Below are 24893 nucleotides of genomic sequence, written 5' to 3'. Positions count from 1 at the left end.
TGATTAAAAATTCACTTCTATTTTGCAGTTTTCAGTCGCAAGATTGAGACCCGCTGCTTTCCTGTACAAATTTGTGTGTAAGTTGTTTTTTCTGGGTTGAATTATTGTGCTTTGGTCTATAACTATTGTTACTGTTAGGTTTTTGGCTATCTATACTTTTGTGGTGTTTATTAGCGGCTTCTCAATGAGAGTGTCATAATTTGAACTATCGCCTATTATTCTTTGATTAAATTGGCTAGTTTAGCCGCTCTTTAACGGCAACCTTAGTTGGTGTTATTCCTATTTTATGCAGTTTAATCCTCTGGCTGATTTGATTATCAAGCTAGAAACGATGTTTCAGGAGTCAAAAGTGAACTATCTCAACTCAGCATTAGTGTGCTTAGCCCTGTGCTTATCGAGTGCACTGCAGGCCGAAGAGCAAACTCAGTGGCATTACAGCTTAGGCAGCCATGATTTTGTGGTCGAGGATTCTCACACCTTAGGGGTGAATGCGAGTCTATTGTTAGAACATAAGACCCAAAGTGATATTTTGCTGACGGCGGCGCTGGATGCCTATATAGACGTAGATGTCGATAAACTCGACCCTGACCATATCCCTGTGTGGTTTAAGTCTGCCTATGCCGCGAGCGGTGAACTTTATCGTGTTAATCCCGCGTTTTCATTCGGTTGGCAGTTCGATTTACAGGGAAAGCGTAATACCGTTAGCTCGGTTGAGAAACAAGCGAAGGTATTTCCTGGGCTGACAGCTAACTTTGATGGGCAAGCATTACAGGCTCAGTTCAATGCGGGTGCGGGTTATTACTATCTCGAAATCGATGACGATGTGCCTAGAACTCGAGGTTACGATCGTGGCGATTTTGGCAATGGTACGTTTGCTTATACCTTTATGGGAAGTGTAGGGGCTAATGTGACGCCTAAGCTACATATGCAAGTGGCCGCACAAACCTGGCAAGACGAGGATAAATGGTTAGAGAATCAATATCGCTTTGAGCTGAGTTACCAAACCGATTTTTGGCGGACTAATAGCGTGTTAATGCTGAGTGCTGAGCACACGCAATACAATTTAGACCACTATGCCAAAGTCGATGTTAACTCGGCTGAGTATTTGCCTATTCTGCCATGGGATAGCGATACGCTAGTGCGTTTAAGCTTAGTGGTTCCTTGGTAAGAATAGGGTTATTTATGGGTTAAGTGCTTCTCGACTAAGGCGATCATGGCTTGAGCCGCGAAGGATAAAACTTGGTCTTTGCGCCAAAAGAGGGATAACTCCCAGCGCAGCTCGTCACTCGCCAGCGGGATATTTACGACGCCTGACACGCTGTAGCGCCGCGCGATGGAGCGCGGTAATACCATAACCCCTGTGCCCGCGGCGACTAAGGCAATACCGAAATCGGCTTGGCTAACGCGGGTGATGTTTTTAGGGACAAATCCGGCGTGTCGGCAGGCATTGAGCACTAATTGGTAGAGAGTGTATTCGGTTTCGAACATCACCTGAGGGTCGGCACTAAGATCGCTAAATGACAATATCTGTCGGGTGGATAACGGATTTTCCTTAGGCAGCACTACTACCATAGGATCGTTAAACACGCGTATGCCGTCATAACCCTCATCAAAATCAATAATCCCAGTGGCCAGTTCAATTTCGCCCTTTTGGATTGCCGCGGTTTGCTCTACACCGCCACGGACGAGTAAGTGCATCTCTATCTGCGGATATTGCTGGCGATATTTGGCAATAATCGGGGCAAAAATTTCGGCACTCCCTAGAGGAGCCAATCCGAGATTGAGTTCGCCCGCGGTTAAACTGCGTTGGGCCGTGAGTTCAGCGAGCATGCGTTGTCGGCCAGCGAGTAACTCTTTGCCATGTCGATAAACAACTTCGCCCGCGGGCGTGAGTTTGACTTGGGTGCCGCGTTTACCGCGTTCGAGTAAGATGAGGTCTAGCTCCTCTTCCAATTGGCGTACGGCTTTTGATAGTGCAGGTTGGGTGAGATGGACTTTTTCGCTGGCTTTACCGAAGCCTCCAGCATCGACGATTTCGATAAAATAGCGGATAACTTTGAGGTCCATTAAGGTTCACCTTTAAATGTATTCTTAAAATTCATGCATTACATTCTTAATATTCATTTTTTTTATCAAATAGGCAAGCCTAGAATAGCCCTATAGAAAACTTTGTTCTAACCGAGAAAATCATGTCATTCCCACAAGCCGCAATACGTCAGTGTCGACATTGGGCTTTGTTATTAAGCCAAATCGGCCTCTTCTGTTTACTGTCCTTCGCATGTCACTGGTTCGCCACTTGGGCACATTCTCCTATTCCAGGGAGTGTGATTGGCTTAGGCATACTCTTATTTTTATTAGGTTTTAAACTCATTCCTGAAAATGCCGTACAACTGGGCGCCGCTTGGTTGATTGGTGAGTTATTGCTGTTTTTCATCCCGCCAGTGATATCCGTTATTAAGTACGAAGGTTTGTTTGAGCAATACGGCACCAATATATTGTTCACTTTAGTGATGGGCAGTGTGTGTGTGATGTTTGGTACAGGCTTTGTGGTCGATAGAGTGTTTCGTTTTGAGCGCCAACTGAACATCAAAAAGCAAGCCCGTCGCCACGCTAAGGCGGCTTAATGATGACTGACTCAAAAGTGGTGGATTTTGTGTTGTCGCAGACCGGATTAGCCTTATTCAGCTTATTGCTGACAATATTCTGTTACTTCGGTGCCAAGCGTCTCTATAAGTACCATAGAGTCTGGTGGTTAGCGCCCATAGTGTTAGCGCCAATAGTGATTACCTTATTGGTGTTTAATCTTAAGATCCCGCTGCCAACCTATTTTGAATACACCCATTGGTTGATGGCCATGTTAGCGCCCGCGACTATCGCCTTTGCTTTGCCGATTTATCGTGAGCGTAACTTGATCCGCCAGTATCCGCTGACGATAGGGTTAGGTGTAACGGCCGGATTGTTTCTGGGGATGATGTCTTCTTGGCTGTTGGTGAAGTTTGTGCCCTTGCCGGTGGAATTGTCTAAGAGTTTGCTGGTACGTTCGGTGTCGACGCCCTTCGCGATGGAGGCGACCAGTGCCTTTGGCGGCGTGCCTGAGTTGACGGCCATGATGGTGTTAATTACAGGCGTCATTGGCATCTTGGTGTGCGAGCCACTATTTAAATTTATGCGTATTCGTACTTCGTTAGGTAAAGGTGTTGCTCTAGGCGCATCTGCCCATGGTGCAGGCGCCGCAAAAGCCAATGAAATCGGCAAGCAAGAGGGCGTTATCGCCAGTTTGACTATGATTTTTATTGGTATCGCTATGGTGTTAGGCGCACCCGTTTTTGCATTGATTTTTATCTAGGCTTTGAATGCTATCGTGTGAGTTTTATGACTTGAATTTACACACCTCAATTTCGGCAAATTTGCCTCTTCGAGCGCTAACTCCTTCTCGGTTATGCGCTTTTTTTTTGAGCTTACCTTCATAAAATGTGGCATGCTGTACCAAGTTGAAATACATAGTATTAATGGTGATACCTATGTCTAGTAAGTCAGACAAACAACCAAACACGCAATACAGCGTGAGTTTACGCCCGATTATTGAAAGTGATCTTGAAGCTATTTTTGTGCATCAAAGCGATCCCATTGCTAACCAGCTTGCTCAATTTCCTCCTCGAGATCGAGAAGCATTTTTTAAACATTGGCATCAAAATATTCTGGGACAAGTAAATGTATTGCCAAGGGCGATAGTGGTCGATGGCAAGTTTGTGGGCAATATTGGGCATTGGCAAAGTGATGGACAAGCGCTTATAGGGTATTGGATTGACCGTGAATATTGGGGCAAAGGTATCGCGACACAGACCTTAGCGCAATTTTTGCCTTTAGTCAGTTTAAGACCCCTCTTTGCCCATGTGGCTAAACATAATTTAGCTTCACAGCGAGTGCTGCTCAGACACGGCTTTGTGCTGACAGACCAACTGATACAAGAGTGTGAAGATACTGAAGCTTTACTCGAATTTGTCTTACGCTAGCGGATAAGATGCTATAACGCGACATTTTAGGGCGTATGTTAACGCTTTCATTCGCCTAAAATGACGTATTTAGATGCTTGAAACCACTGTTGTACAGGGACTTTTGTTAAAAGTGCAAAAAGTCGCCCATTATTTTCATTTCAAATTATTCTACTGAAAAAAGCCTCTTCCTAAGATTTTATCTCTACTGTAATTGAAAAGCCTAGATCTAGGTGCTTTATTGCTCTGGATTGGTGACAGGTTAAGCTGGTTTTATATAAAAAAATTGAGAAGAAAGTGCTGATCTTACTGATAAAAGTCTAATTGCATTCTATTTCTTTCACTGTAGAACTCCTATACTTAGCCAAAACCTGTGCCATAGCACAATCGATCCCTTATCTATTCAGTGAAATCTATATGAAGATCCGTTTTCTGCTCAGTAGTTTTATTCTTGCGTGCAGCAGTCTCACCGTTGCCACGACAGCGCATTCAGCCGATTCGGCCTCTGTCGCATATAAAAGCACCAAAACTCAATCGACAGCAAAAACGAAGCAAGCACCATTAAAGCAAGAAATTGCAGGACGTAGTGCGATAGTCGTGGACTTAAAAACCAATGAAGTGCTTTATTCCAATAATCCTAATGCAGTAATGTCAATTGCATCTGTCACTAAGTTGATGACAGCAATGGTGGTGCTGGATGCAAAGTTACCTATGGAGCAAAAGCTTGCGGTAAATATCCGTGATACCAAAGAAATGAAAGGTGTTTATTCTCGAGTTCGTATCGGCAGTGAAATCAGCCGTAAAGAAATGTTATTGCTGACCTTAATGTCATCAGAAAACCGTGCCGCTGCAAGTCTTGCACATCATTATCCCGGTGGTCATAAAGCTTTTATTAAGGCGATGAATGCCAAAGCAAAAGCACTGGGAATGAAAAATACCCGCTATGTTGAACCTACAGGTTTATCCTATAAAAACGTTTCGAGTGCCAGTGATCTGATTGTCTTACTCAAGGCCAGTGAAAAGTATCCTATGCTAGGCCAGCTGAGTTCGACCGAGAAGAAGACGGTTACCTTTGCCAACCCAAGATACAGTTTAGATTTTCGTAATACCAATCGTTTGGTTTATAAAGATAACTGGGATATTCATCTAACCAAAACAGGCTTTACGAATGCTGCGGGGCACTGCCTTGTGATGCGTACTGAAATGGCAAAACGCCAAGTGGCATTTGTCGTGCTCGATGCTTACGGCAAATATACTCATATTGCGGATGCTAACCGTTTACGTAACTGGCTAGAGACTGGCAAAGTCACTCCTATTCCTGCTGAAGCTAAGCAATACAAGAAACAACGTAGCCAGCAGCAATTAGCTAAGTTGAGTGAGACCTAGTTTCTCGGTTGCAGCTTTATAAAAGTACAAACATAAAGGCCAGATGAGCAATCAATCTGGCCTTTATGTTTTAACGCTTTGAGTTGCTACTCAATTTTGGTAAATTTATGATGGATTTGAGCGTACCATAGTCGTTATTTTATGTTCTCAAGGATGACATTCGTGTGGATGTATTTTTAAAAAAAATTCAACTTATCTATTTTCCCTTCTTATTTCTCAGCCTGTTATTTGTTTCTGGTTACAGTTTTGTCCATTGGCTGTTGTTGGTTAACCTTGAGTTTTTTAGCCTAGATGAAGATATCGTTAATTTGTGGCTGCCGCAGATACTGTCTTGGGTATTGTCGATCATTTATATCCGGCCTAGGCTAAAACGACTCAAGTTTGTTAAAGATAATTCGCGCTTTTTCTATTTATTGATCGCGGTGCAATTAATGGCTGTTCCTTGCATTGTTGCGCAGGAATATCTCAAGACGACCACGGGGAAGTTAACGCAATTAGCATCGATACAAGAATTGTATCTCCATAAAAATACTCAGTATTATCAGTTGCAGCAATCTTATATTGATAAGATGCAAATTGGTTTGCAGCGAAGCCTAGAGGTTACAGGTAAACATAGTAGTCACTTAAATATGGCACTGTATATCGCTATGCCGATTTTTGCCGAGCGTGCAGACAGTTGGCATGCTAAGGCCCTCGCTTGGTATGGTAAAGTTTATCAGCAGGAGATCAGTAATCGACTTGAACCCAATGAGAAAGAAGCGCAATTCAAAGCGTTTTTGGCTAAATCCCTAAATGAGTTCAATGAGTTGGACCCCCAGAGTTTTGTTTACCTTGAACGATTAGCTCCATCCTCACTTCGTTCAGAGTTGCTCAGCGCCGCACAAAAAAGTCCGCTTTACCAAGCCGAACATCAAACGATTTTTATGCCCAAATTTGAGCCATTTGAGGCTCGTAATGGCCATAAGTTAGTGTGGATTTTTATCTGGTTTGTTGTTGGCGCTTTAGTCTGGTTTGTACTCTTACTGCGGGTCAATCTGGATGAGAAAAGCGTAAAGCCGAGACGCAAATAAATCACGCTCGGCCTTGGATTTAATAAAGTTTAGGCATGTTCAAACATTAAGAACAAGTAAACGATAAACAAGACTATATGAGTCGCGCCATGCAATGCATTGGTGCGACCGCTACTAAAGCTGACCTTACAGACCATTAAACTGGTGATTAACAGCACCATGTCGGCGGGTGACAGGCCTAAATGGACTTCTTGATCTATCACGCTGCCAATAATTAATACCGCCGGGACTGTGAGTGCAATCGTCGCGAGCACTGAGCCAAAATACAGATTCATCGCCCGCTGTAATTGATTGTTTAACGCGGCCTTAAAGCCTCCCACAGCTTCGGGGGATAAAATCAAGCAGGCCACAATAAAGCCCCCTAATGCCTGTGGAGCGCCTAGGGTTGCTACGCTGTAATTGATGGGCATAGCTAAGGTTTTTGCCAACAAAATGACCACGAGTAAGTAGCCAATTAATAGAATTGTATGGTAAGCATTACTGCGTAGTATGCCGTGGTGTTCCTCATGGTCTTCATGATCGGCATCGACAAAGAAATGGCTGTGGCTCTTCGTCTGTACCACTAAAAAGACGCCATAGAGCAGTATCGAAATAATGATCAGCATCCAAGACATGGCTTTAGACATGCCGCCAATAGTGCCACCTTCGGTAAAATTGGGCAGTACTAAACAGAGTAGGGCGAGGGGAATAATCGCCACGAGATAGGATTTTACGCCATCTAAATTGAAATGCTGGGTATGGTAACGCCAGCCGCCAAGTAATAATGTAAAGCCCACTAAGCCATTGATGATCAACATGACTACGGCGAACATAGTGTCGCGCGCCATGACAGGGTTAGGTTCTCCGGTCAGCATCACGGAGGAGATCATCACCACTTCGAGTGAAATGACCGATAAAGTTAAGATTAAGGTGCCATAGGGATCGCCAAGCTTAATCGCTAGTGCATCTGAGTGGCGTACCACAGAGAAAATAGCCCAAGTCACTACACCCAATAGGGCGAGTGAAACGGGAATATAGGTCGAGAGGGCGGTGCCATCGGCGAGTAAGCTATCGCCACCGGTTTTAAAGAATACTAAGGTCAGTATTCCCAGTAGCAGGGCTAACTCGTCTTTCATAAATGTCTTCATAGGCAATTTGTCCTAAACGAAAAAAAAGGCCGTTAGTATAGACACTGGTTATGGCACACTTTGCATGAAACTTCCTTTAGATTTGGAGTTAAGGATAAATGTTTGAACTAGATCGCTTTTTAATCTAAAACCCCATTTTTAAGCTAGCCATGGTGTTCTGTTTTAATCAGCTTGCCGAGTTGATCATAATGATTCCAATCCCCTGATTCTCGATCGCTGAGATAACTGCCTTCAGTGCGTTTTTCACCATTAGGCCAAAAACTTTGCCATAGACCTTCCTTGCGATCCCTAAGATAAGTGCCTTGTTCGGCTAACTTGCCATTGTTGTGGTAATAGCTGGCATCGCCTTCTTTTTGGCCTTTCACCCAAGTTTCAACGAGTTCTGGCTTACCGTTCTGGTGATATTGCTTAACTTGACCATCAAGCGACCCCTTAGCATAAATTGCCTCTAATTTGAGTTGGCCGTTACTGTAATATTCTTTCGTTTGGCCATGGCTTTGACCGTCTAAAAACTCAGTGCTAGCAGCTTGCATCCCGTCCTCAAACCAGCTTTCCCACAATCCAGTTTGATTACCTTTATTCATAGCCCCGCTGAGTTTTAGCTGGCCATTGTTGGGATAGTACTCGGCATATGGGCCTGTTTTATCATTTTTATCATAGGTTTCTGAGCGGTAAACCACTTGCTTAAAGCTGTAAAACTCTCGAATTCCATGGCGCTTGTTTTCCTGCCAATGGCTTTTTTGCTGGATATTCCCCTCGGGGATTGTGCCATAGGTAGGGTCTTTTTCTTCGTAGCGATAATCCGTCCACAGACCGGTTTTTTGGTCGTCCAGATACTCCCCTGTCACACGGCGGCGTCCGTGGTAATACTCTGCATAGTTACCATTAAGTTTGCCATTGGCGAAGGTTTGCTCCCGTTGTTTCAGGCCTTCGCTGTACTGTATCCATAGGCCTTCTTTATTGCCGTTTTGATATGTGCCTTCTTCATTGGGATCACCATTGGCATACCAGCGGGCGAAATGGCCATCAAGAGGGTAACGACTGGCATTGTCTTTTTTATCCCGTGCGTAGTGAGATACTTCCCGAGGTTTACCGTTATCGTAAAATGACTCATATTTTCCGACCCATTGGCCATCGATACGTTCGCCGCGCTCACTCACTGTGCCGTCGTCAAAATAGGTTTCTGATTTCCCTGTTGGTTTACCTTCAACGTATTGATCTAGCGTCCGCAGCTTGCCATTGTTGTGGTAACGGCGTGATTCACCGTGACGTTGCCCTTGTCGCCATTGCTCGGAGGATTGCAGCTTGCCAGCGTGATAGCGCTCAAATAGACCATCCTTAAATCCCATGTCGTAGTGGCTTTTTTCGAGCAAATTGCCTTCGGTATCATAACGCTCCGATGGTCCATGAAGCGGGTATTGGCCATTGTCAGTCAGCTTTGAGTCTTGGTAGTTACGTAATTCTTTAAGTTGGCCGTTGTTGTGGAAATACTTTTGCGTACCAGCGAGTAGATCCTGTTTATAGTTGAGAGCGCTGGTGAGAATGCCCTCGGCATTAAAATATTGCTGTGGCCCGTCTAATGCACCATTAACATACTGTTCTTCAACTTGTAATTTACCTGCATCATTAAATTGCTGGCATTTCCCTTGGCGTTGCCCAGCGCTATATTGGCAGCGGCTGGCGAGTTCACCATTGGGGTAAAATGTCCGTTCTTCACCCTCGAGCAGATTGAGATTAAACTGGCTGCTGCTCGATTTAGTCCCGTCATCGAAAAAGGTTTCCCATGCTCCTTGGCGACGGCCTTCGGCATCGAAGCGGCCCGTCACTGTGGCTTGTCCATTGGGATTTTGTTCTAAATAAGAACCTGAGAGTTGGTTGTTCGCATAGCTCTGGCTTTGGGACAAGGTGCCGTTTTCATAGAAACTTTCCCATTTCCCGTGGCGCAGGTTATCGAGGTAGCTTTCTTGGGCTTGCAGTTTGCCACTGTTATAGAAACGTTTTACTTGCTCCTTTTTACCGTCTTGATAGCGCGTCGTTTGGCTGAGATGGCCGCTGCTGTTGTATTCCTTCCATTCGCCCGTGGGCACGCCTTTGGCAAATTGCTGTTCCTCAGTAACTGCGCCGCTCAAATCGAACATATGCCAAGTGCCATCTTGATAACCCTGCTGATAGTTTCCTTCGACTAGCTTGCTGTTATTGGTATGAAATACTTGCCATTTACCATTAGGGATCCCCTCGGAAAACTGCCCTAAGGTATAGCCTTGGTTATCGCGCACTATTGCGATATCGCCATTTAAGGGCATTCCAGTGGCGAGATTGTAATAGCTGGGAATTCCGTCCTGTTGGCGGATTTCGACCATCATGGAGGAGAGATTTTGCGCTGCTTGTACATGGACACTGGTTAAGCTGGCTCCCGCAATCGCGAGGCTGATAAAGCTAAATGGCGTATTGAACATGCTGATTCCTTGCTCTGTTCTGGGTCTTAAGGCCGCGCGGTTTGCAGCCTATACAAGAATCCTAATTTTTTGCTGTTGAGTTTATTTATCGGGCTGTGCACTTATATACAGTGCACAGCGCCAAGGGTTAAGTTAATCGATTAAGCGAATATGCTTAGGCTAAAAAATAGGGAAAACATGGTCCGAGGTAATCACCGGCGGCGGTATTTCCCGATTTAAAAACTCGCCATGATGGAAGCTATTGATCACTTCTATCCAGCCATTATCCCTAAATTCGTATTGTTTACCATGAAGCCTGCCCTGCTCGTCATAATTCGCTATTTCAAGCACATAGTCTTCGGTATTACGCAGTTCCCAGTGGCCGACTTGTTTGCCTAGATCGAAGCGTCCGTACCAATAGTGTCTCTCAGGATTTGGCATTGGGTTGAAACCGAACTCACCATGGGTGTACAACCAGTCGCCATCCTGTTGCCCATTGCGGTATTCGCCCTTTTCATACAATTGGCCGTCAGTGGCGTAGCGTTGTACTAATCCTTCGGGTTTGCCATGGTTAAAGTTTATTAATTCAAGCAATTGCCCAGAACTTGTCTCATTACGGAACTCACCATCGAGCTCGCCTTGGGCATCATAGCTAAAGGTGAGGGTGGCATCTTCTTGTTGTTTCTTCCAAGCGCCAACGGGCTTGTCATTGGCATATTGGCCGCGCTCGGCCACCCACTGCTCCCCTGTCTCATGGTTAATTTTCAGCATCTCGTAGGGGCCTTCGCGCTTACCCTCTTTAAAATACTCGCGGGTAATCACTTTTACAGTTTGACTACGGTTTAGGGTTTGCAGATATAAACCGGTCAATTGGTTATCGATATGCTCGCTGCGGCTAATTAACTCACCTTGCTCAAATATTTCGTTGAGGACCCATTTTTTAAGTTTGTCCTCCTCTGTGTTAGAGGTAAGTTGACCTTCACTAAAGCGTTGATGCTTACGGTAAACCCAGTTGTTGTCTTGGTGTTTTTCTTCGGTTGAACTGAGCATTTCGCCCTTTTCATTGTATTTAATCGATAACTTCACATTCCATGGCGCCTCTATGATTTCCTTTTGGGCTATCTGGCCATTTTTAAAGTAATCCAGTTGTTCACCGACTTTATAATCATTGTGGTAGCGGTAGTGGCGCTTTACCTTGCCATCGTCGAAATATTCGAAGTAATCCCCGTGTTTCTTACCTTTGACATAAGCTTGGGTCGAAATGATTTTACCAAAGCCCCAATTGGTCTCGTTGCCATGTGTAAGCCCATCCACCATAGGGATTTCGACGTGTAAGTTGCCATTGTCATAGTACTGGGTAACACAAGTACCACTATTACAGACTTTGCCCCTAAGCTTGCCCTCGCTATCAAAAAGCTCGCTTATACCGACCTCTTTGCCATCTTTATAGGTCGTTTTGTACCGGATCTTCCCACCTTCCCAGTAACCCGTTTCAAGGCCTTGTTTAACGCCATTTTCATAGTGCGATTCAACATACAATTGACCCGTGGCGATATATTTTTTGAGCAGGCCATGAAGTTGACCTTGCTCGTTGCGAAAGCCTTGCTCGTACGGCTTGCCATCCTCAAAGTAGCATTGATAAGCACCGCGGAATTGTTCGCTTGTGAGGGTTTTGCCAATTTTGTTATCGGCGAGGGCACTGGCGCAGAAAAGCATATCGTTATTTTTGTAATAAACTTCAGCCTTATAATTTCCGTCGATAACTTCGGTCGATTGTTTTAGATAGTATTGAGCCTGTTTTTCATCTTTGACAACCTTCCAATGGGCATCGAGTAACACCTTTTGTGCATTGGCACTGGCACTGATAGTGATACAGATAAGTACCAGTGCTCCAAGGAGCAGTTTTACTGTAAATAGACGCATAACCGCTCCTTTTTATGGCAAAGGTTTAAAGGTGAATTCATAGGGGATGTCGACGGGGTTTTGAGAGAGAGTCATATAACTCACCTTAGCGGCAGGGCCCGCAACACTCAAATAGCGGCCATCGACCAGCGCCTCTTTAATCCGCAGTTCGGTGGTTTCGGGCAGTCGAATCGTTAGGGATTTGCCTTGGGCATCCTCGACTTTAAAGTAGTTCTTAAGATCTTTACTCGGCTCGTCACCATAACCGGTTTTTGTTAGCCAAGCTTGTAAATCGATTAACCAAGGACGTGGGTTAGCTGCCTGCTCTAAGGGTTGCCAACTGATATCACCTTGGCAATGGATCTTGCCCTTGATCTGTTTATCGTAGAAAAACTGCCGCTCGCGGTCGGGCGTCATCAGGGTATAGGCTGGTCCGTTTGGGGCATTATGCTCAAACAGCCAAGTGACTTCGTGTTTTCCCTCTTTAAAACCTTGTTCTATTTCAGGTTTACAGGCACTCGCTAATGCGGCTGACATAGGAATATACAGATTATGGCCATTTTCAGTCTCAGGTTTTATCCCTTGGATCGCACTGATTTCGGCGTTTGATGGCTCAAGATCTTGATAGAGGTAGTTATTGAGGCTCGAATCGCCAAACTCGCTTAGGGGATTGGCCAGATTTTGGTTGTAGTCGGTAAAGGTCACAAAGCGGATGTTCTTGGTTTGGCTTAACTCCGGCTGTGGCTGGCTCTCCAGTATTACAACGGTTTTAGGGATTTCATCTAGCTTAAGTAGCAGGGCGCGGGTGCTAAGGTGATGAGGATCATCGACACCGATTAATTCCCCCAGCAGTTCCTTATCCGTCACCGTTAACCATTTGGGATAATCACCATCGCGACGGGCTTCGGCCATCTTTCCTTTAAATTGCTGAAAAGGAAGGTTAATGTTTTTAGTCTTACTCTGCTTTGTCACGACTTTAAATAGCTTTGCCTCGGCGTCGAGCACCTGAATCGTGAGGCTCGCATCGCCAAAGGTATAGGGAGTGGTGACCAGTTCATCCCACGATTTTTCGACTATCTTATTGCTTTCGGGGATAAGGGTCAGCTTGGCGCTGATATGGTCTATCTGTTTGAGTTTATTGGCGGTGTTGTCCCAGCCTGTGGCGATAAGATCCACCGAAGACTCAATCGAGCGGTTGAAATTCATCGCCACACCTTTGCTGTGCTGCCAGAAGTGAATATCTATCGGATTTCCGCTGGCATCAAAGGCGGCTAAGTCTTCATAATTCACATTAGCAACCACATATCGCGGGCTCATATTATGCACAAAGCGCAATTGCAGCACTTCTGGCGTGTCAGCGCCCCATGGGCCAATATTATCAAGAATACCTTGCTGATCAGGTAATAAGGATTTTATAAAGTCCTTATCATGGGCTTTGTATTCCCGAGGAACATCGCTGATGGAGTACAGCTCTTTTTGCAGATCATCTATATCTCGCTCGGCATCGTAGTTAGCGTCGGCATGCCAAAGCATGTTCATGATATAAGGGCTATCCTTGGGCGCCATGGCGATGCGGCGGGTGAGGGTACTGCCTTTGCTCTCTTCCTGTTGAAAAAACGCCATGCTCTCTAACCAGCCGGTTTTGCGGTTAAGCTCGAACTTTCCATAGGCCTTAAAGTTGTCTTTCTCACCTTGTACTACTGCAAATAACTTATCTTCGGTCACTTGCTCAACCGTCCAAGTTAGGCGTGCATCCATGGGGGCGCTGATGCTATAACCGACCCTAGGCTCAAGTGCTACAGGCAAGGTTGGAGCTTGTTTAAACAAGCTATTAAGATTCACCCAGTGGTCAAATAATTCCTTGATATCTTTTTGATCCATCTTGGCAATGGGAGTCAGTTGGCGGACTTCACCATTGTTAAATTCCACATTAAAGCCATCTTTAACCAACTGAAAGATTTCATTAGAGTTACCTTTAGGGTCGATATTACTCACCGGAATCGGCATGCCATAATCGCTAATTTGCAGCATATTAGGTTGGATAAAAAAACGGGCGTTATGGGTTAACGGCGTTGTTAAGCTGGTCGCCTTACCCTCTGCATTCTGTAATTGGTAATCCAGCAGCAGTCGTGCCTGCAGCACTTTGCGGGTTTCAAAGCCATCATTGAGGTTTATGGTGGAGATAATCTGATATTCACGCTCTGTGGGTATGTTGGTATTAACTGAATTGGAGGGTGACGTTGAGTTATCGCAGGCGGTTAACAAGAGTGTTATACCTGCCATTGTCAGTGTGATTGCGGCGTTAACTGCCTTGTATTTCACTATGGCCATTCGTACTCCTTTGGCTACGCATGTTATTGAAATGTAAACTCATTAATCTTTTTCTGGCGACATTATACACAAAAAATATCTGAGGCATAAAAGAAAACCCAAACCAAGCTTGCTTGATTTGGGTTTGTGTTGATCGCGGTTTTGCTGCGCGAGAGTGGCTAACTTAGTGGTTAACTCAATGGTGAGATGAGTGCCTAAAAAAGCCCAAGCTGATGGATTACAGCGAGAGGATCACGCTGGCAATTGCCGCACTCATGAGGTTAGCGAATACGCCAGCGGCAATGGCGCGAAAACCATTACGGGCGATAAATTCGCGGCGCTCTGGCACCATGCTACCCAGTCCACCGATCAAAATTGCCATGGTTGAAATGTTCGCAAAACCACACAGGGCGAAAGTCACAACGGCCTGAGAATGGGCGCTCAGTTGGTCTTCGACTTTCATTAACTGAATAAAGGCCACAAATTCATTCACCACGATTTTTTGGCCAATGAGTGAGCCTGCAGTAATGGCCTCATGCCAAGGAATACCCAGCAGCCACGCCATAGGGGCGAACAGATAACCGAGTAAAAATTCGAAGCTTAATTGGTAACCGAACCATTCACCCACAGCACCTAACATGCCATTCAGTAGGGCGATAACACTGACAAAGGCCAGTAGAGTGGCACCAATCCCGACAGAAATCCGCATGCCAGACATAGCGCCATCGGCTAAGGCTTCAACCACATTGGTGGCGCGTGGCAATTCGACAGAGGTGATTTCATCGGCACTATTTTTGTCATTGTCGCTAGGCGGCATGAGGATTTTTGCCATCAACAGACCTGCGGGTGCCGACATAAAGGCGGCGGCGATCAAATAGTTAAGATCGACACCTAAAGCGGCATATCCGACTAAAGTACCGCCCGCGACTGAGGCTAAACCACAGCTCATGACCGCGAAGAATTGCGAATCGCTCATGTGCTTTAAATAGGGTTTAATCACCAGCGGCGCTTCAATCATGCCGACGAAGATGTTCGCCGTGGCAGATAAAGACTCGGCGCGGCCCGTGCCCAGTAAACGCTGCAGACCACCACCAATAATGTTGATCACCTTAGGCATTAACCCAATATGGTATAAGGCTGAAATCAGTGCCGAGAAAAAGATGATGATACCTAACACATTGATCGCAAATACGAAGCCGACTTTACCCGTGGCGAGATCGCCAAACAGGAAGCCAATCCCTTCGTTACCATAGGCTATCACGCTCGACACGCCCGCCGTAACAGACTGCAATACGGCCTTACCCGCAGGAACGTAGAGCACTAACAGAGCAAATATAATTTGTAAGCCTAGGGCTAAAATCACAGTGCGGTAGGGAATGTTCTTGCGGCTCACTGACAGTAACCAAGCAAAAAACAAGATACTAATCATGCCTAATATCGCGGTCATAAGGGGTTATTCTTTTGAGTTAAGGAAGAAGCCGCGCATTGTAGGCCGAGTCGCAGTAAGGGCAAGTCGAGGGCGTTACTGGGCTGTTACGATAAAACAGTCGAAAATAGCAACAGTTTAAGTTACTGTTTATGCAGGAGAATAAAAGCTATTTTAGCTACTGTTGCCGATAGGAAATAATATTTGTGCCTGTGGCAATAATCGAAATCATGCCACAGGCGGCTTTGGACTGGTGTAGTCGTCAGTGCTGGTTTGAAATGCAACTTAAGTGACTGCAGCTTAAATGACTGCAGCTTAAGTGGTTGCAGTTTAAGTGACTGTCTTACCTAACCAAGGTTTGAGCTTTTTATCCCAGTAGGGCGGGTGGCCGATATGGGACTTTAAACACTCGATTATCACTTTGTACTTAGTCGGTAAATGGCGCCGCCTTGGGTAAACCACATAGACGGGCATCTGTTGCAGCGGTTTCCAATCGGGTAAGAGCTGGATCAGTTTTCCGCTTTGAAACTCATCACTGAGTAAATACGTGGCCACATAGCCTATGCCGCGCCCGGCAATCACCGCATTACGCACGGCTTCGGCTAAGTCGACACGGTAATTTCCCGCCACATGCACGGTTTGTTCGAGATCATCCTTAGCAAAACTCCAGCGATCATAATTACGGCTCTTGCTTTGATAGATAACGCAATTGTGTTGAGCTAACGCCTGTGGATGGTGTGGCACGCCGTGCTTGAGTAAATAATCGGGAGAGGCGACCACCACAAAGTTAGTCTCGGCAAGGTGCTGGGCGATATAACCTTCGTTCAGCTGTTCATGGTTAGTGATCCACAGATCTAGGCCTTCTTCTAGCATGTCGGCTTTATGGTCGAACAGGCTTAGCTCAAATCGCAATTCGGGGTATTTTTGCTGCAACACTTCCAGCGCAGGGATGATGTGTAAGGTGCCAAAGGACTGGGAGGAACCGAGGCGAATCGTCCCGCTAATGTCATCGCGGGCATCCAGCATAATCGCATCGGCATTTTGCGTCGCTTCAAACACTTGCTCACAGTAATGGGCAAACTGTTGGCCCGCGTCGGTTAGCACTAAGGTGCGAGTGGTCCGCTGGACTAATAGCAAGTTCAGCTCGGCTTCCAGTGCGCCAAGCTGTTTGCTGACATAGGATGTCGAGGTTTTTAATTTGGCCGCCGCTTGGGTAAAACTACCACTGGTCACCAGAGTGTGGAATATCACCATCTGGCTAGCTCTATGTTGTATCACGCTAGGCCCTCTAGAATTTAAATCGCTATTTTAAGCTAGCCTTGCCCTAACCGACAGCCGTTTGTGCCGATCGTGTGCTATTTCAAAACAAACTTACCAAACGGCACACGTTAAAGTCAGTTGCCCTAAGTGCGATTCTTCCTTTACTCTTGAGTTAAATCTTAACACCCGCAAGCTAGGGAAGACGTGTTACCTGTGGTTAGCTTGTTCAATGGAGGAATAACGATGACACAACAAGACAAGCAAGCCTTAGCAGAAACAAGTCAGATACATGCCCAGAAAGTACAACCGATACCGCAGGAAGCCTTTGACTGGTATGACGAATATGCCCATGGCATTATCGATCGCCGTGAGTTTATGGGGCGGCTCGCTGGGCTGGTGGCGCTAGGTTTCACCATGACGATGCTCACGGGCGCACTTTTGCCGAACTATGCCCTCGCCGAGCAAGTCTCCTTTAACGATCCCAGTATTCAAGCCAGCTATGTTAAGTTTCCCTCGCCAAATGGTTATGGTGAAGGGCGCGGCTACTTAGTCATGCCCGATGAGTTATTGCTCGCGGGCAGTGCCGCAGGTGAGCCGAAAACCTTAGATCTCAGTAAAAAAGCCGCTGTGGTATTAGTGGTGCACGAAAATCGTGGCCTTAATCCCTATATCGAAGATGTGGCTCGCCGCTTAGCCGCGCAGGGGTATATCGCCTTCGCCCCCGATGCACTTTATTCCCTAGGTGGTTATCCGGGCAATGATGATGCGGGCCGCGCCATGCAAAGCAGTTTAGACAGAGCCAAAATCGAGCAAGACTTTATTGCCGCAGCGCAGTTTTTAAAATCTCATCCCCAGAGCAATGGCAAACTCGGTGCCGTAGGTTTTTGTTTTGGCGGCTATATCGTCAATATGCTCGCCGCGACCATTCCCGATGATCTCAATGCTGGCGTACCTTTCTATGGCACGCCAGCCGCTGCGGAACTGCGTAGCCGAGTAAAGGGGCCACTTATGTTGCAATTTGCTGGGCTCGATCAGCGGGTGAACGACACTTGGGCCGAGTACGAAACCCAGCTAAAAGCCAACAAAGCCGATTATGTCGCCTATCTTTACCCGAATGTGAATCACGGTTTCCATAACGACTCCACTGGCCGATACGATAAAGCCACCGCCGAACTCGCTTGGGCGCGCAGCTTAGCTTTCTTTGATACTCGACTGCGTGGCTAAGTGAAAGTGAAGCTCCGCTTACTCTGATCCCGCTTACTTTGATTAAGTTGATGAGTGACCGATTCTCGCGCTCTATATCATTCAAGCAAAAGCCGACGCTAGAGTCGGCTTTTATTTTAAATCTCCCACATACCCATGCGGCTTTTATCTTAAATCTCCCACATACTTATGCGGGTTAGTCGTGCTCGAGGATCACTTCTTTCAAGCTTTGGATGGTCTTCACATCGAGATTACCGGGTTGTGTGCTCCAGGTGAGTCTTAGGTAATTGGCTAAGTCTTTAATCTGCTCGTCGCTTAACTCATCAGCATATCCTGGCATAGCATAAAAGCTGGTGGTGAGGTTGTAATGCTGGCTCTTAATGCCTTTTAGCATCACGGCGACGATATTGTGTGGACTGGCCTTATCTAAGGTGGCGTTACCAGCCATCGCGGGGGCGACGTTGGGGCGACCTTCACCATTTTGACCATGGCAACCGGCGCAGTAACCTTTGTAAAGCGTATAACCTGGCAGTTCAGGTTTATGGCCGTTAAAGGTGAGCGCTTGTGGTTGAATATCTTCATCGGTATCGAGCAGATAACTGCTCACCGCGCGCATATCATCGTCGGTTAAGTGGCTAAAGCTGTGATACACCACGGGATACATGCCGCCAAAGACAGTACCTTTTCGGGAATAGCCTTCAGTAAACAGCGACTTAAGATCCTCATGGGTCCAGTTCTGCCTGTTAAGCTCGGCGGGGCGAATGTCCGATGCTTCAAGCCCTTCGATAATCGCGCCCTCAAAGTGCTTGTCCTGCTCCATGGCAAACAGCGTGTCTCTTGGGGTGTGGCATTCACCGCAGTGCCCTAGGGCATTGACTAAGTAATTGCCGCGGTTCCAATGTTCGCTTTTTTCCTTGCTCGGGGTAAATTCCTTAGCATCGTGTGCGACTAAGTTCCAAGCTTTTAGGCCAAAACGCAGGTTAAACGGAAAGTAAACATCATTGTCGCGATTGGCTTGTTTGATGGGTTTAGTACTCATCAAATAGGCATAAATCGCCTGAGTGTCTGCGTCCGTGAGCAAACTGTATGAAGTGTAAGGCATAGCAGGATAAAGGTTGCCGTTGACGCCAACACCGTGGTGCATGGCATCAAAAAACTCCTCGTAACTGTATTTGCCAATCCCGGTTTCTTTATCTGAGGTGATATTGGTTGAGTACACAGCACCAAAGGGCGTTTCGAACGGCAAACCGCCCGCGAGTTCGCGCCCACCCACCGCAGTATGGCAGGCCACGCAGTCACCTATCTTCATCAGATACACGCCGCGTGCGATGTCGTTATTCGTATTGCCGCCTTCATCGGCAACGCTGCTGGAACAGGCGAGCAAACCTAGCCCTAAACTCAGGAGTAGATTGTGACTCAACAGATTTTTTATCCTACTAATGTGCGGGAAATAGCGCGAGAAATGGCGCAGATTGGCTGATGTCATCACAGGGTTAGCCCCTTAGTTTTGAGGATCAGATCTTTGACCGCCGCATAGTATTTTACGTAGCCAGTACAGCGACATACGTGTTCACTCAAGGCATCTTCAACGACTTTTTCAACTTGATCTTTAGCGATAGGTTGTCGCTCTAATCGCTCAAGCAGCGCGGTCGATTCGTTGACAAAGCCCGAGGTACACCAGCCACATTGAAACGAGAAATGTTCCAAAAAAGCCTCTTGTACTGGGCTCAGGGCGGTGATTTCGCCAAGGGAGTTTTGTCTAGCATGACCTTCGACAGTGCGGACGCGTTTACCATTAAAACGCTCTACACCATTGATGCAGGTACGCACCACTTCACTCATGCCTTGCTCGTCGTCGACGATCACAGTGCAGGCGTGGCATACGCCCGCGCCGCAACCAAACTTAGTGCCTGTGAGGTTTAAGTATTCATGTAGAAACTCAATCATCATCACACCATCGGCGACTTCAATCGGGCCTACGGCTTGGTTATTAATGGTCAGTTTAATAGACTGGCTCATGCCATGGCCTCCTTAATTTTTTTCGCTGTCATAGGTAAATCGTAAAAGCGGACATGGGTTGCTTGATACACGGCTTCAATCAGCGCCGCGACCACAGGGATCATCACCACTTCGGCGATACCACGGCTGGGATCGTTATCAGATAACTGCGGCAATATGGTATGACGTTGATCCCATACGCCCACATGCCGCGCTAACGGCACCTGATAGCGATTGAGGTTCCAGGTACCATTGCCGGCGCCGGCTTCAAATGGCGGTAAGCCTTCATGCAGTGCATGGCCTATTCCCATCGCAAGGCCACCTTGAATTTGCCCTTCGACTAATTCTTTAACAATCACTTTGCCCGCCTCTAACCAAGTATGAGAACTCAGTAGCGTGACTTCGCCATTGCCTTCGTTAACGGCCACTTCAACCAAAGTGGCGCAGGGGGCGTAGTAAGTCACCATGGCATTGTTCAGTTCGGCCTTGGGATAACTCATGGCTTGACGATCGATCAAGTGATAGCCGTTAGACTTCATGCTGGCTTGACGCGCTTTGATACTCTTAGTCGTGTCGGAGGTGGCCGCAAACGTCGCGTTGCCTTCGCCGTATTGCAGCGCCAGCGCATCGAGTGCTAAACGCTCTTTAGTGCCAAGAATGTCGAAATCGGCTTCGGCCCAAGCCCAGCGATTAAAGGCATGGCCCATCACGCCGACCACTAAGCCCATGTCGTGGGCGCGTTTAGCGAGAATATCTAGCGACAATGGCGGAAAACCCAAGGCGGTTAGCTTGCCATCGACCCAGCGGCCATCGCGGGCGTTATGCAAATTAGTTGAGCCCATTGGAGTGTTAAAATACAACTCGTTCCAAATCGATACCGCTGCAGGCCATAGGCCGTGGCGATAGATAATATCGGCGGCGATGCGGCTGACATGGCTTTGGTAATAGGCCGACATAGACGCCGACGATGCCATGGCTTTAACGGGCGTCCAGCGTGGATTGGCCGCCATTTCATCTTGGCGTTGCTGCGAAATAATATAAGGATTATCGGTTTGCACTAATTGCATCGCATCCCAAATATCCACTTCGGCGAGTTTTACCTCATCGGCAAAGTTGCCGAGGGCATCGCTGACCACCACAGCTTGGGAGGTTTGCGTGCCTGTGCCCATTTCGATAAAGCCGATTTCTAGGGTGATTTTGCCGTCTTTAGCTAGGCGAACCGCCGCACTTGGCGCGGCGGCGCCCGTACCATAATCTTTGGTGGCGATACCAAAACCGACGCCGTAACGCATCCCCGGATGTTTGGCCTCATAGTCCTTTTTATTCACCGCGCGGTTTTGCCACACGGGAGCTTGCTCGGCCATCTCGAGCATTTCGCGGTAACGTAAAGTGCCGTTAGGAATTGCACCTTGAGTATTACGCTGGCCAGACTCCATCACGTTGGCGGCGCGCAGTTTAAAGGGATCAACCTTTAGCTCATCGGCTATCTCGTGGATCATGCATTCCATCGCCGTCATCGATTGCAGCGTGCCATAACCACGCATCGACCCCGCATCTGGGTTACGCGACGCATAGGCTGTGGCGATAATATCGTTGCGCGGCGTGTAATAAATGCTTTGCATCGCTGTTGCGCCAACCGAGGTCACAGACGGAGTAAAGTTGACTCGTCCGCCGCCATCGACTGTCATCTGCGAAGTTAAGGCTTGGATTTTTAAGGTCGATTTATCCACCGCTAAGCGGCTTTTCATGATGAACGGATGACGCTTAAGGCCAGACTGGAATTGTTCGAATCTGTCATTGGCGAGTCGGATTGGCCCTTTGGCATAAACGGCCGCGATCACGCCGTAATAAGGAAATATCGAATGGTCTTTCGCGCCAAATCCACCGCCGATATAGGGCGAGTGCACCACAAGATGTTTTACCTTGCCTGCCAGTGGGCTAGATAACAGCATGTGCACTGCCATCTCTTGAAAGTCCTGCGGCGACTGCGAGGTAATCACAGTATGAAATGTTTGGCTAGCCGTATCATACCAGCCGTTAAAGGCTTCGGGTTCCATCATCATAGGATCGATGATCTGGGTGCGATATTCCCGCTCTAACACTTGCCATTGTTGATTGGCTTGGGCGCTAGCAATTTGCTTATCTATCTCGCCCGCATAATAAAGCCCGCGCTCAGACACTGTCCCTTTGGCATTCGGATTGCCTAACCATTCAGGCTTGCGATCTTTTACGCTAGGGAAAAACAGCCCATCGTGGAGCGGGCTATATAAATCTTCCCTTGCGCCATTTTCACCTTCTACTCGAATAAGGCGCCAGCTGGCGTACGGGTCTTTCGAGTCCGACACAAACGGCGTTTGCTCACCAAAGCGCAGTAAGGTCTGGTCAAATTGCAGTAAAGACTTAGCTTGCTTAAAGGCGGGAAAATTGTCGAACAACAATATCGCCACCGCATGACCTAAGTAGTCAGCGGTTTGCCCCTCGGCCAGTAACATATTGTCACCGTAAAAATCGGGCAGCTTGATTTTATCACGGGCCAGATCGGCCGCAGTGATCACTTTATAGGGCTTAGCCGAAGCGGGCAGGTGGTCGAGTGAAAAGCCTTGATAAACATGGGAGGCATCGGCGGCGCGTAGAATAAAAGCGTAACCTTGCTGCTTGGGCCAGCCTTCCATGTCCATAGCGCGGTAATCACGGCCATAGACCTTTTGGCCTGTGACTTTCGCTATGCCGTCGTTACGAAACTTAGGTTTGGATTGACCATTAACCTGAGTTTGCCATTGGGCTGCCAGTTCAGGTGAAACAATCGCCGCATTCGCGCGACTCATTTCCCACAACAAAGGGGCCGAATATACGGCAACCCCGCCAATCACACATTGCTTAATAAAGGTCCGGCGTGACGTATTAGATGGTTCCATATCTCAACCTCAGTTGTGCTTCCGTGTAATATCAGCCGCGCTGCATGGTATCGCCCGATATAAGCTTGTTGTCGATCGACTTTTTATTGATTGTTGCGACATAGCTTTGATAAACACTGAATGTAAATTTACATTAGCCACGTTAGCATGTAGGGCCGAAAATGCAAATTTAGGCGGTTAATCGTTGCAGTTTTGACCAAGCTAAATCAGAGTGTAAAGCCCGTGTTATCAGGCTTCTGCAGTGATGTTCGCACTGTGATTCAACTCAGTTACGTTATGGCTGAATTTTGTTCAGTGCCCTTTAGCCAATGTGTGCACTGCACCTAATTTTCGCATGTCAAAATTGGCCACTTGTCAAAACCAAACCGCCTGTCACGGCAAGACTTCATTGCCACCGCAAGATCAAGAGATAGTGCTATTTGATGGCGATTGGTTGAGTCACATGTATTCATATCAACATTGTTAAATCAGTGCTTGCTTAATTACTTGATTTGTAATGCTAAAGTTATAGACAAGTGTACGCTATGTCGCTATCTTAGGTTTTTAACAAGGATGAGCTTTAATCGCGTACCCGCGATTCGAGTCACTTGCATCAGGAAGATGTGTCTTATTTTTTCCTAGATAACTCCTCCTGAACAATATGCGATAAGTCTCTGGGCGCAAGGCGCTAGAACCTAGGGCCTAGAATCTAGAACCTAGAATCTATAAAAGCATTACAGCAGTGCAATCCCTTGGCTAATGGGTGTTGGCCAAGTGCGGTAGCAATGGGGAAGGTTTGTCGAACGACAAAGTTGAAATGTTTTGATAGTGCTGATTTGTCTGGCTAGCTAATGGGCATTGATATCTCTGCCAATTATCATTGCAGCTAATTGCCTGCCGCAGGCTTTCGCACTGTTACACCAGTGACTCGCCGTGAATACATCCCTGTAGGCTCTACTAAAACATCCATGTTTTAGAAGGTCACTGGTGCAACAATGCCAGTTCGGGTGTATCCCGTAGTATTTATGTTTTCCTATGAAAAATGAGTAATTCAGAATAGTAATGGACTTTGGAAGTTAGGGATGAAATCAGTTTTACAAATTACGTTGGGTATCTTGTTAGCGGGTTTGGTCACTTTATTAGTGCGAATTGGCTATTTGAGTTATGTCGAATACCGCCTGACACAAGGGCTTAATGAGTTTGCTATGCAACAAAAGCAAACGGAACTTGCTCGCCAGCAGGCTACGAAAGATCGCCAGCTTGCTGAGTATCAGATTCAGCAAGAGTTACAACAAAATGCGGCAGAAAAATCCAGACTAGCCAAACAAAACGAGGCCGCTCGATTACGCAAAGCCGAAGCATGGCGTAAGTATTATCTAGTCCCCGAAGACTGTAAAAACTTTAAGTCCGACGAACATATGGTCAATTGCATCAACCACAAAGCCGATGCAAAAGCAGAATTTGATAGAGCATACGATTCAGGGGAATTGGTACTTCCGAAATAAAGTAGTCGATATTTTTACCATAAATCAAGGTCGTGGGTCTTCAACCCACACCCGACCAAGGAGGACTGCTCGTCCTATCCTCCTTGGATGCTCCATGACGCCCCCAACGGAGTTGAAAGCCCCTTGTGCTCATTGGCAAATTTGCTATCGCTTCCGAAGGATGCGTCCCTGCACCTGCGAAAGCTAGCTCGCCATATATGGACCCATCCGGTTTGCAAGACATTCGATAGCGATTATGAGAAGAGTTCATTGCACCCATATATTCGGCCTGTTATTGAGGTATGCCTCTGGCCCTGATGGATATCTGCTTCTACTGTCCTTATCATCCTTGCGGCTTCATTATGAGCCTATGGCGAGCTAAGGTTTTCAGTAGATCAGTCTGACT

Annotated in this window: 19 protein-coding genes; 9 read left to right on the top strand and 10 right to left on the bottom strand. The window is 46.8% G+C overall.

What is annotated here, in order from left to right; translation table 11 throughout:
• Nucleotides 1-349: 349 nt before the first annotated feature.
• Nucleotides 350-1168, top strand: a complete 819-nt coding sequence (locus L5L98_RS17730) for a hypothetical protein (RefSeq protein ID WP_263142632.1) — start codon at nucleotides 350-352, stop codon at nucleotides 1166-1168.
• A gap of 8 nt (nucleotides 1169-1176) precedes the next feature.
• On the opposite strand, the gene L5L98_RS17725 is transcribed toward L5L98_RS17730, so the two are convergent.
• Nucleotides 1177-2067 carry a LysR family transcriptional regulator gene (locus L5L98_RS17725; RefSeq protein ID WP_113938996.1) on the bottom strand — a complete coding sequence of 297 codons (891 nt, stop codon included), beginning with the start codon at nucleotides 2065-2067 and terminating at the stop codon, nucleotides 1177-1179.
• A 122-nt stretch (nucleotides 2068-2189) separates the two neighbouring features.
• On the opposite strand from L5L98_RS17725, the gene L5L98_RS17720 reads away from it, so the two are divergent.
• From L5L98_RS17720 to L5L98_RS17700, 5 genes are all read left to right on the top strand, one after another.
• On the top strand, nucleotides 2190-2624 hold the full coding sequence (locus L5L98_RS17720) for a CidA/LrgA family protein (protein WP_028761649.1): 435 nt from the start codon (nucleotides 2190-2192) through the stop codon (nucleotides 2622-2624).
• A 2-nt stretch (nucleotides 2625-2626) separates the two neighbouring features.
• Nucleotides 2627-3346 carry an LrgB family protein gene (locus L5L98_RS17715; protein ID WP_263142698.1) on the top strand — a complete coding sequence of 240 codons (720 nt, stop codon included), beginning with the start codon at nucleotides 2627-2629 and terminating at the stop codon, nucleotides 3344-3346.
• A gap of 175 nt (nucleotides 3347-3521) precedes the next feature.
• A complete protein-coding gene (locus L5L98_RS17710; RefSeq protein ID WP_198571830.1) occupies nucleotides 3522-4013 on the top strand; it encodes a GNAT family N-acetyltransferase in 492 nt (163 codons plus the stop codon).
• Between the two features lie 396 nt (nucleotides 4014-4409).
• Nucleotides 4410-5378, top strand: a complete 969-nt coding sequence (gene pbpG / locus L5L98_RS17705; protein WP_105251600.1) for a D-alanyl-D-alanine endopeptidase — start codon at nucleotides 4410-4412, stop codon at nucleotides 5376-5378.
• A gap of 164 nt (nucleotides 5379-5542) precedes the next feature.
• A complete protein-coding gene (locus L5L98_RS17700; protein ID WP_263142631.1) occupies nucleotides 5543-6448 on the top strand; it encodes a hypothetical protein in 906 nt (301 codons plus the stop codon).
• Between the two features lie 29 nt (nucleotides 6449-6477).
• Here L5L98_RS17700 and L5L98_RS17695 read toward each other — a convergent pair whose 3' ends face one another.
• The 5 genes from L5L98_RS17695 to L5L98_RS17675 form a co-directional block, all read right to left on the bottom strand.
• Entirely contained in the window at nucleotides 6478-7575 is a 1098-nt protein-coding gene (locus L5L98_RS17695; protein WP_025008445.1) for a calcium:proton antiporter, read from the bottom strand.
• A 143-nt stretch (nucleotides 7576-7718) separates the two neighbouring features.
• Nucleotides 7719-10031 carry a toxin-antitoxin system YwqK family antitoxin gene (locus tag L5L98_RS17690; protein WP_263142630.1) on the bottom strand — a complete coding sequence of 771 codons (2313 nt, stop codon included), beginning with the start codon at nucleotides 10029-10031 and terminating at the stop codon, nucleotides 7719-7721.
• Nucleotides 10032-10190: 159 nt separating this feature from the next.
• Nucleotides 10191-11933 (bottom strand): toxin-antitoxin system YwqK family antitoxin, encoded by a 1743-nt coding sequence (locus tag L5L98_RS17685; RefSeq protein ID WP_263142629.1) that lies wholly within the window; start codon nucleotides 11931-11933, stop codon nucleotides 10191-10193.
• 12 nt (nucleotides 11934-11945) lie between these two features.
• Nucleotides 11946-14243: a hypothetical protein gene (locus L5L98_RS17680; RefSeq protein ID WP_263142628.1), complete on the bottom strand. Its 2298-nt coding sequence runs from the start codon at nucleotides 14241-14243 to the stop codon at nucleotides 11946-11948.
• A gap of 217 nt (nucleotides 14244-14460) precedes the next feature.
• On the bottom strand, nucleotides 14461-15669 hold the full coding sequence (locus L5L98_RS17675; protein WP_263142627.1) for a NupC/NupG family nucleoside CNT transporter: 1209 nt from the start codon (nucleotides 15667-15669) through the stop codon (nucleotides 14461-14463).
• A 252-nt stretch (nucleotides 15670-15921) separates the two neighbouring features.
• On the opposite strand from L5L98_RS17675, the gene L5L98_RS22460 reads away from it, so the two are divergent.
• Complete coding sequence (locus tag L5L98_RS22460) at nucleotides 15922-15999, top strand: pentapeptide repeat-containing protein (protein ID WP_411569213.1); 78 nt, start codon at nucleotides 15922-15924, stop codon at nucleotides 15997-15999.
• On the opposite strand, the gene L5L98_RS17670 is transcribed toward L5L98_RS22460, so the two are convergent.
• Nucleotides 15979-16926, bottom strand: coding sequence for a LysR family transcriptional regulator (locus tag L5L98_RS17670; protein ID WP_028761657.1), 948 nt, complete (start codon nucleotides 16924-16926; stop codon nucleotides 15979-15981). The genes L5L98_RS22460 and L5L98_RS17670 overlap by 21 nt on opposite strands.
• A gap of 225 nt (nucleotides 16927-17151) precedes the next feature.
• Between L5L98_RS17670 and L5L98_RS17665 the strand changes: the two genes are divergently transcribed.
• Nucleotides 17152-18132 (top strand): dienelactone hydrolase family protein, encoded by a 981-nt coding sequence (locus tag L5L98_RS17665; RefSeq protein WP_263142625.1) that lies wholly within the window; start codon nucleotides 17152-17154, stop codon nucleotides 18130-18132.
• 175 nt (nucleotides 18133-18307) lie between these two features.
• Here the strand turns inward: L5L98_RS17665 and L5L98_RS17660 are convergent, their stop codons facing one another.
• The 3 genes from L5L98_RS17660 to L5L98_RS17650 are packed head-to-tail and all read right to left on the bottom strand — an operon-like array spanning nucleotide 18308 to nucleotide 23024.
• On the bottom strand, nucleotides 18308-19597 hold the full coding sequence (locus L5L98_RS17660) for a cytochrome c (RefSeq protein ID WP_263142623.1): 1290 nt from the start codon (nucleotides 19595-19597) through the stop codon (nucleotides 18308-18310).
• On the bottom strand, nucleotides 19597-20130 hold the full coding sequence (locus L5L98_RS17655; protein WP_006082848.1) for a (2Fe-2S)-binding protein: 534 nt from the start codon (nucleotides 20128-20130) through the stop codon (nucleotides 19597-19599). The genes L5L98_RS17660 and L5L98_RS17655 overlap by 1 nt, the downstream gene beginning before the upstream one ends.
• The gene (locus L5L98_RS17650) at nucleotides 20127-23024 is read right to left on the bottom strand and encodes a xanthine dehydrogenase family protein molybdopterin-binding subunit (RefSeq protein WP_263142622.1); all 2898 of its coding nucleotides are present in this window, start codon (nucleotides 23022-23024) and stop codon (nucleotides 20127-20129) included. The genes L5L98_RS17655 and L5L98_RS17650 overlap by 4 nt, the downstream gene beginning before the upstream one ends.
• A 1061-nt stretch (nucleotides 23025-24085) precedes the next feature.
• Between L5L98_RS17650 and L5L98_RS17645 the strand changes: the two genes are divergently transcribed.
• Nucleotides 24086-24508, top strand: a complete 423-nt coding sequence (locus tag L5L98_RS17645) for a hypothetical protein (protein ID WP_263142621.1) — start codon at nucleotides 24086-24088, stop codon at nucleotides 24506-24508.
• Nucleotides 24509-24893 lie beyond the last annotated feature (385 nt).

The sequence above is a fragment of the Shewanella sp. SM23 genome, assembly GCF_025654295.1.
Lineage (GTDB): Bacteria > Pseudomonadota > Gammaproteobacteria > Enterobacterales > Shewanellaceae > Shewanella > Shewanella oncorhynchi.
The sequence above is the reverse complement of the archived record's forward strand: the minus strand, read 5'-3'. Positions and strand labels throughout refer to the sequence as shown.

Coding starts and splice junctions, on each gene's coding strand:
- L5L98_RS17725 (WP_113938996.1), bottom strand. CDS start 2,067: ATGGACCTCAAAGTTATCCGCTATTTTATCGAAATCGTCGATGCTGGA.
- L5L98_RS17720 (WP_028761649.1), top strand. CDS start 2,190: ATGTCATTCCCACAAGCCGCAATACGTCAGTGTCGACATTGGGCTTTG.
- L5L98_RS17715 (WP_263142698.1), top strand. CDS start 2,627: ATGACTGACTCAAAAGTGGTGGATTTTGTGTTGTCGCAGACCGGATTA.
- L5L98_RS17710 (WP_198571830.1), top strand. CDS start 3,522: ATGTCTAGTAAGTCAGACAAACAACCAAACACGCAATACAGCGTGAGT.
- pbpG (WP_105251600.1), top strand. CDS start 4,410: ATGAAGATCCGTTTTCTGCTCAGTAGTTTTATTCTTGCGTGCAGCAGT.
- L5L98_RS17695 (WP_025008445.1), bottom strand. CDS start 7,575: ATGAAGACATTTATGAAAGACGAGTTAGCCCTGCTACTGGGAATACTG.
- L5L98_RS17690 (WP_263142630.1), bottom strand. CDS start 10,031: ATGTTCAATACGCCATTTAGCTTTATCAGCCTCGCGATTGCGGGAGCC.
- L5L98_RS17685 (WP_263142629.1), bottom strand. CDS start 11,933: ATGCGTCTATTTACAGTAAAACTGCTCCTTGGAGCACTGGTACTTATC.
- L5L98_RS17680 (WP_263142628.1), bottom strand. CDS start 14,243: ATGGCCATAGTGAAATACAAGGCAGTTAACGCCGCAATCACACTGACA.
- L5L98_RS17675 (WP_263142627.1), bottom strand. CDS start 15,669: ATGACCGCGATATTAGGCATGATTAGTATCTTGTTTTTTGCTTGGTTA.
- L5L98_RS17665 (WP_263142625.1), top strand. CDS start 17,152: ATGACACAACAAGACAAGCAAGCCTTAGCAGAAACAAGTCAGATACAT.
- L5L98_RS17660 (WP_263142623.1), bottom strand. CDS start 19,597: ATGACATCAGCCAATCTGCGCCATTTCTCGCGCTATTTCCCGCACATT.
- L5L98_RS17655 (WP_006082848.1), bottom strand. CDS start 20,130: ATGAGCCAGTCTATTAAACTGACCATTAATAACCAAGCCGTAGGCCCG.
- L5L98_RS17650 (WP_263142622.1), bottom strand. CDS start 23,024: ATGGAACCATCTAATACGTCACGCCGGACCTTTATTAAGCAATGTGTG.
- L5L98_RS17645 (WP_263142621.1), top strand. CDS start 24,086: ATGAAATCAGTTTTACAAATTACGTTGGGTATCTTGTTAGCGGGTTTG.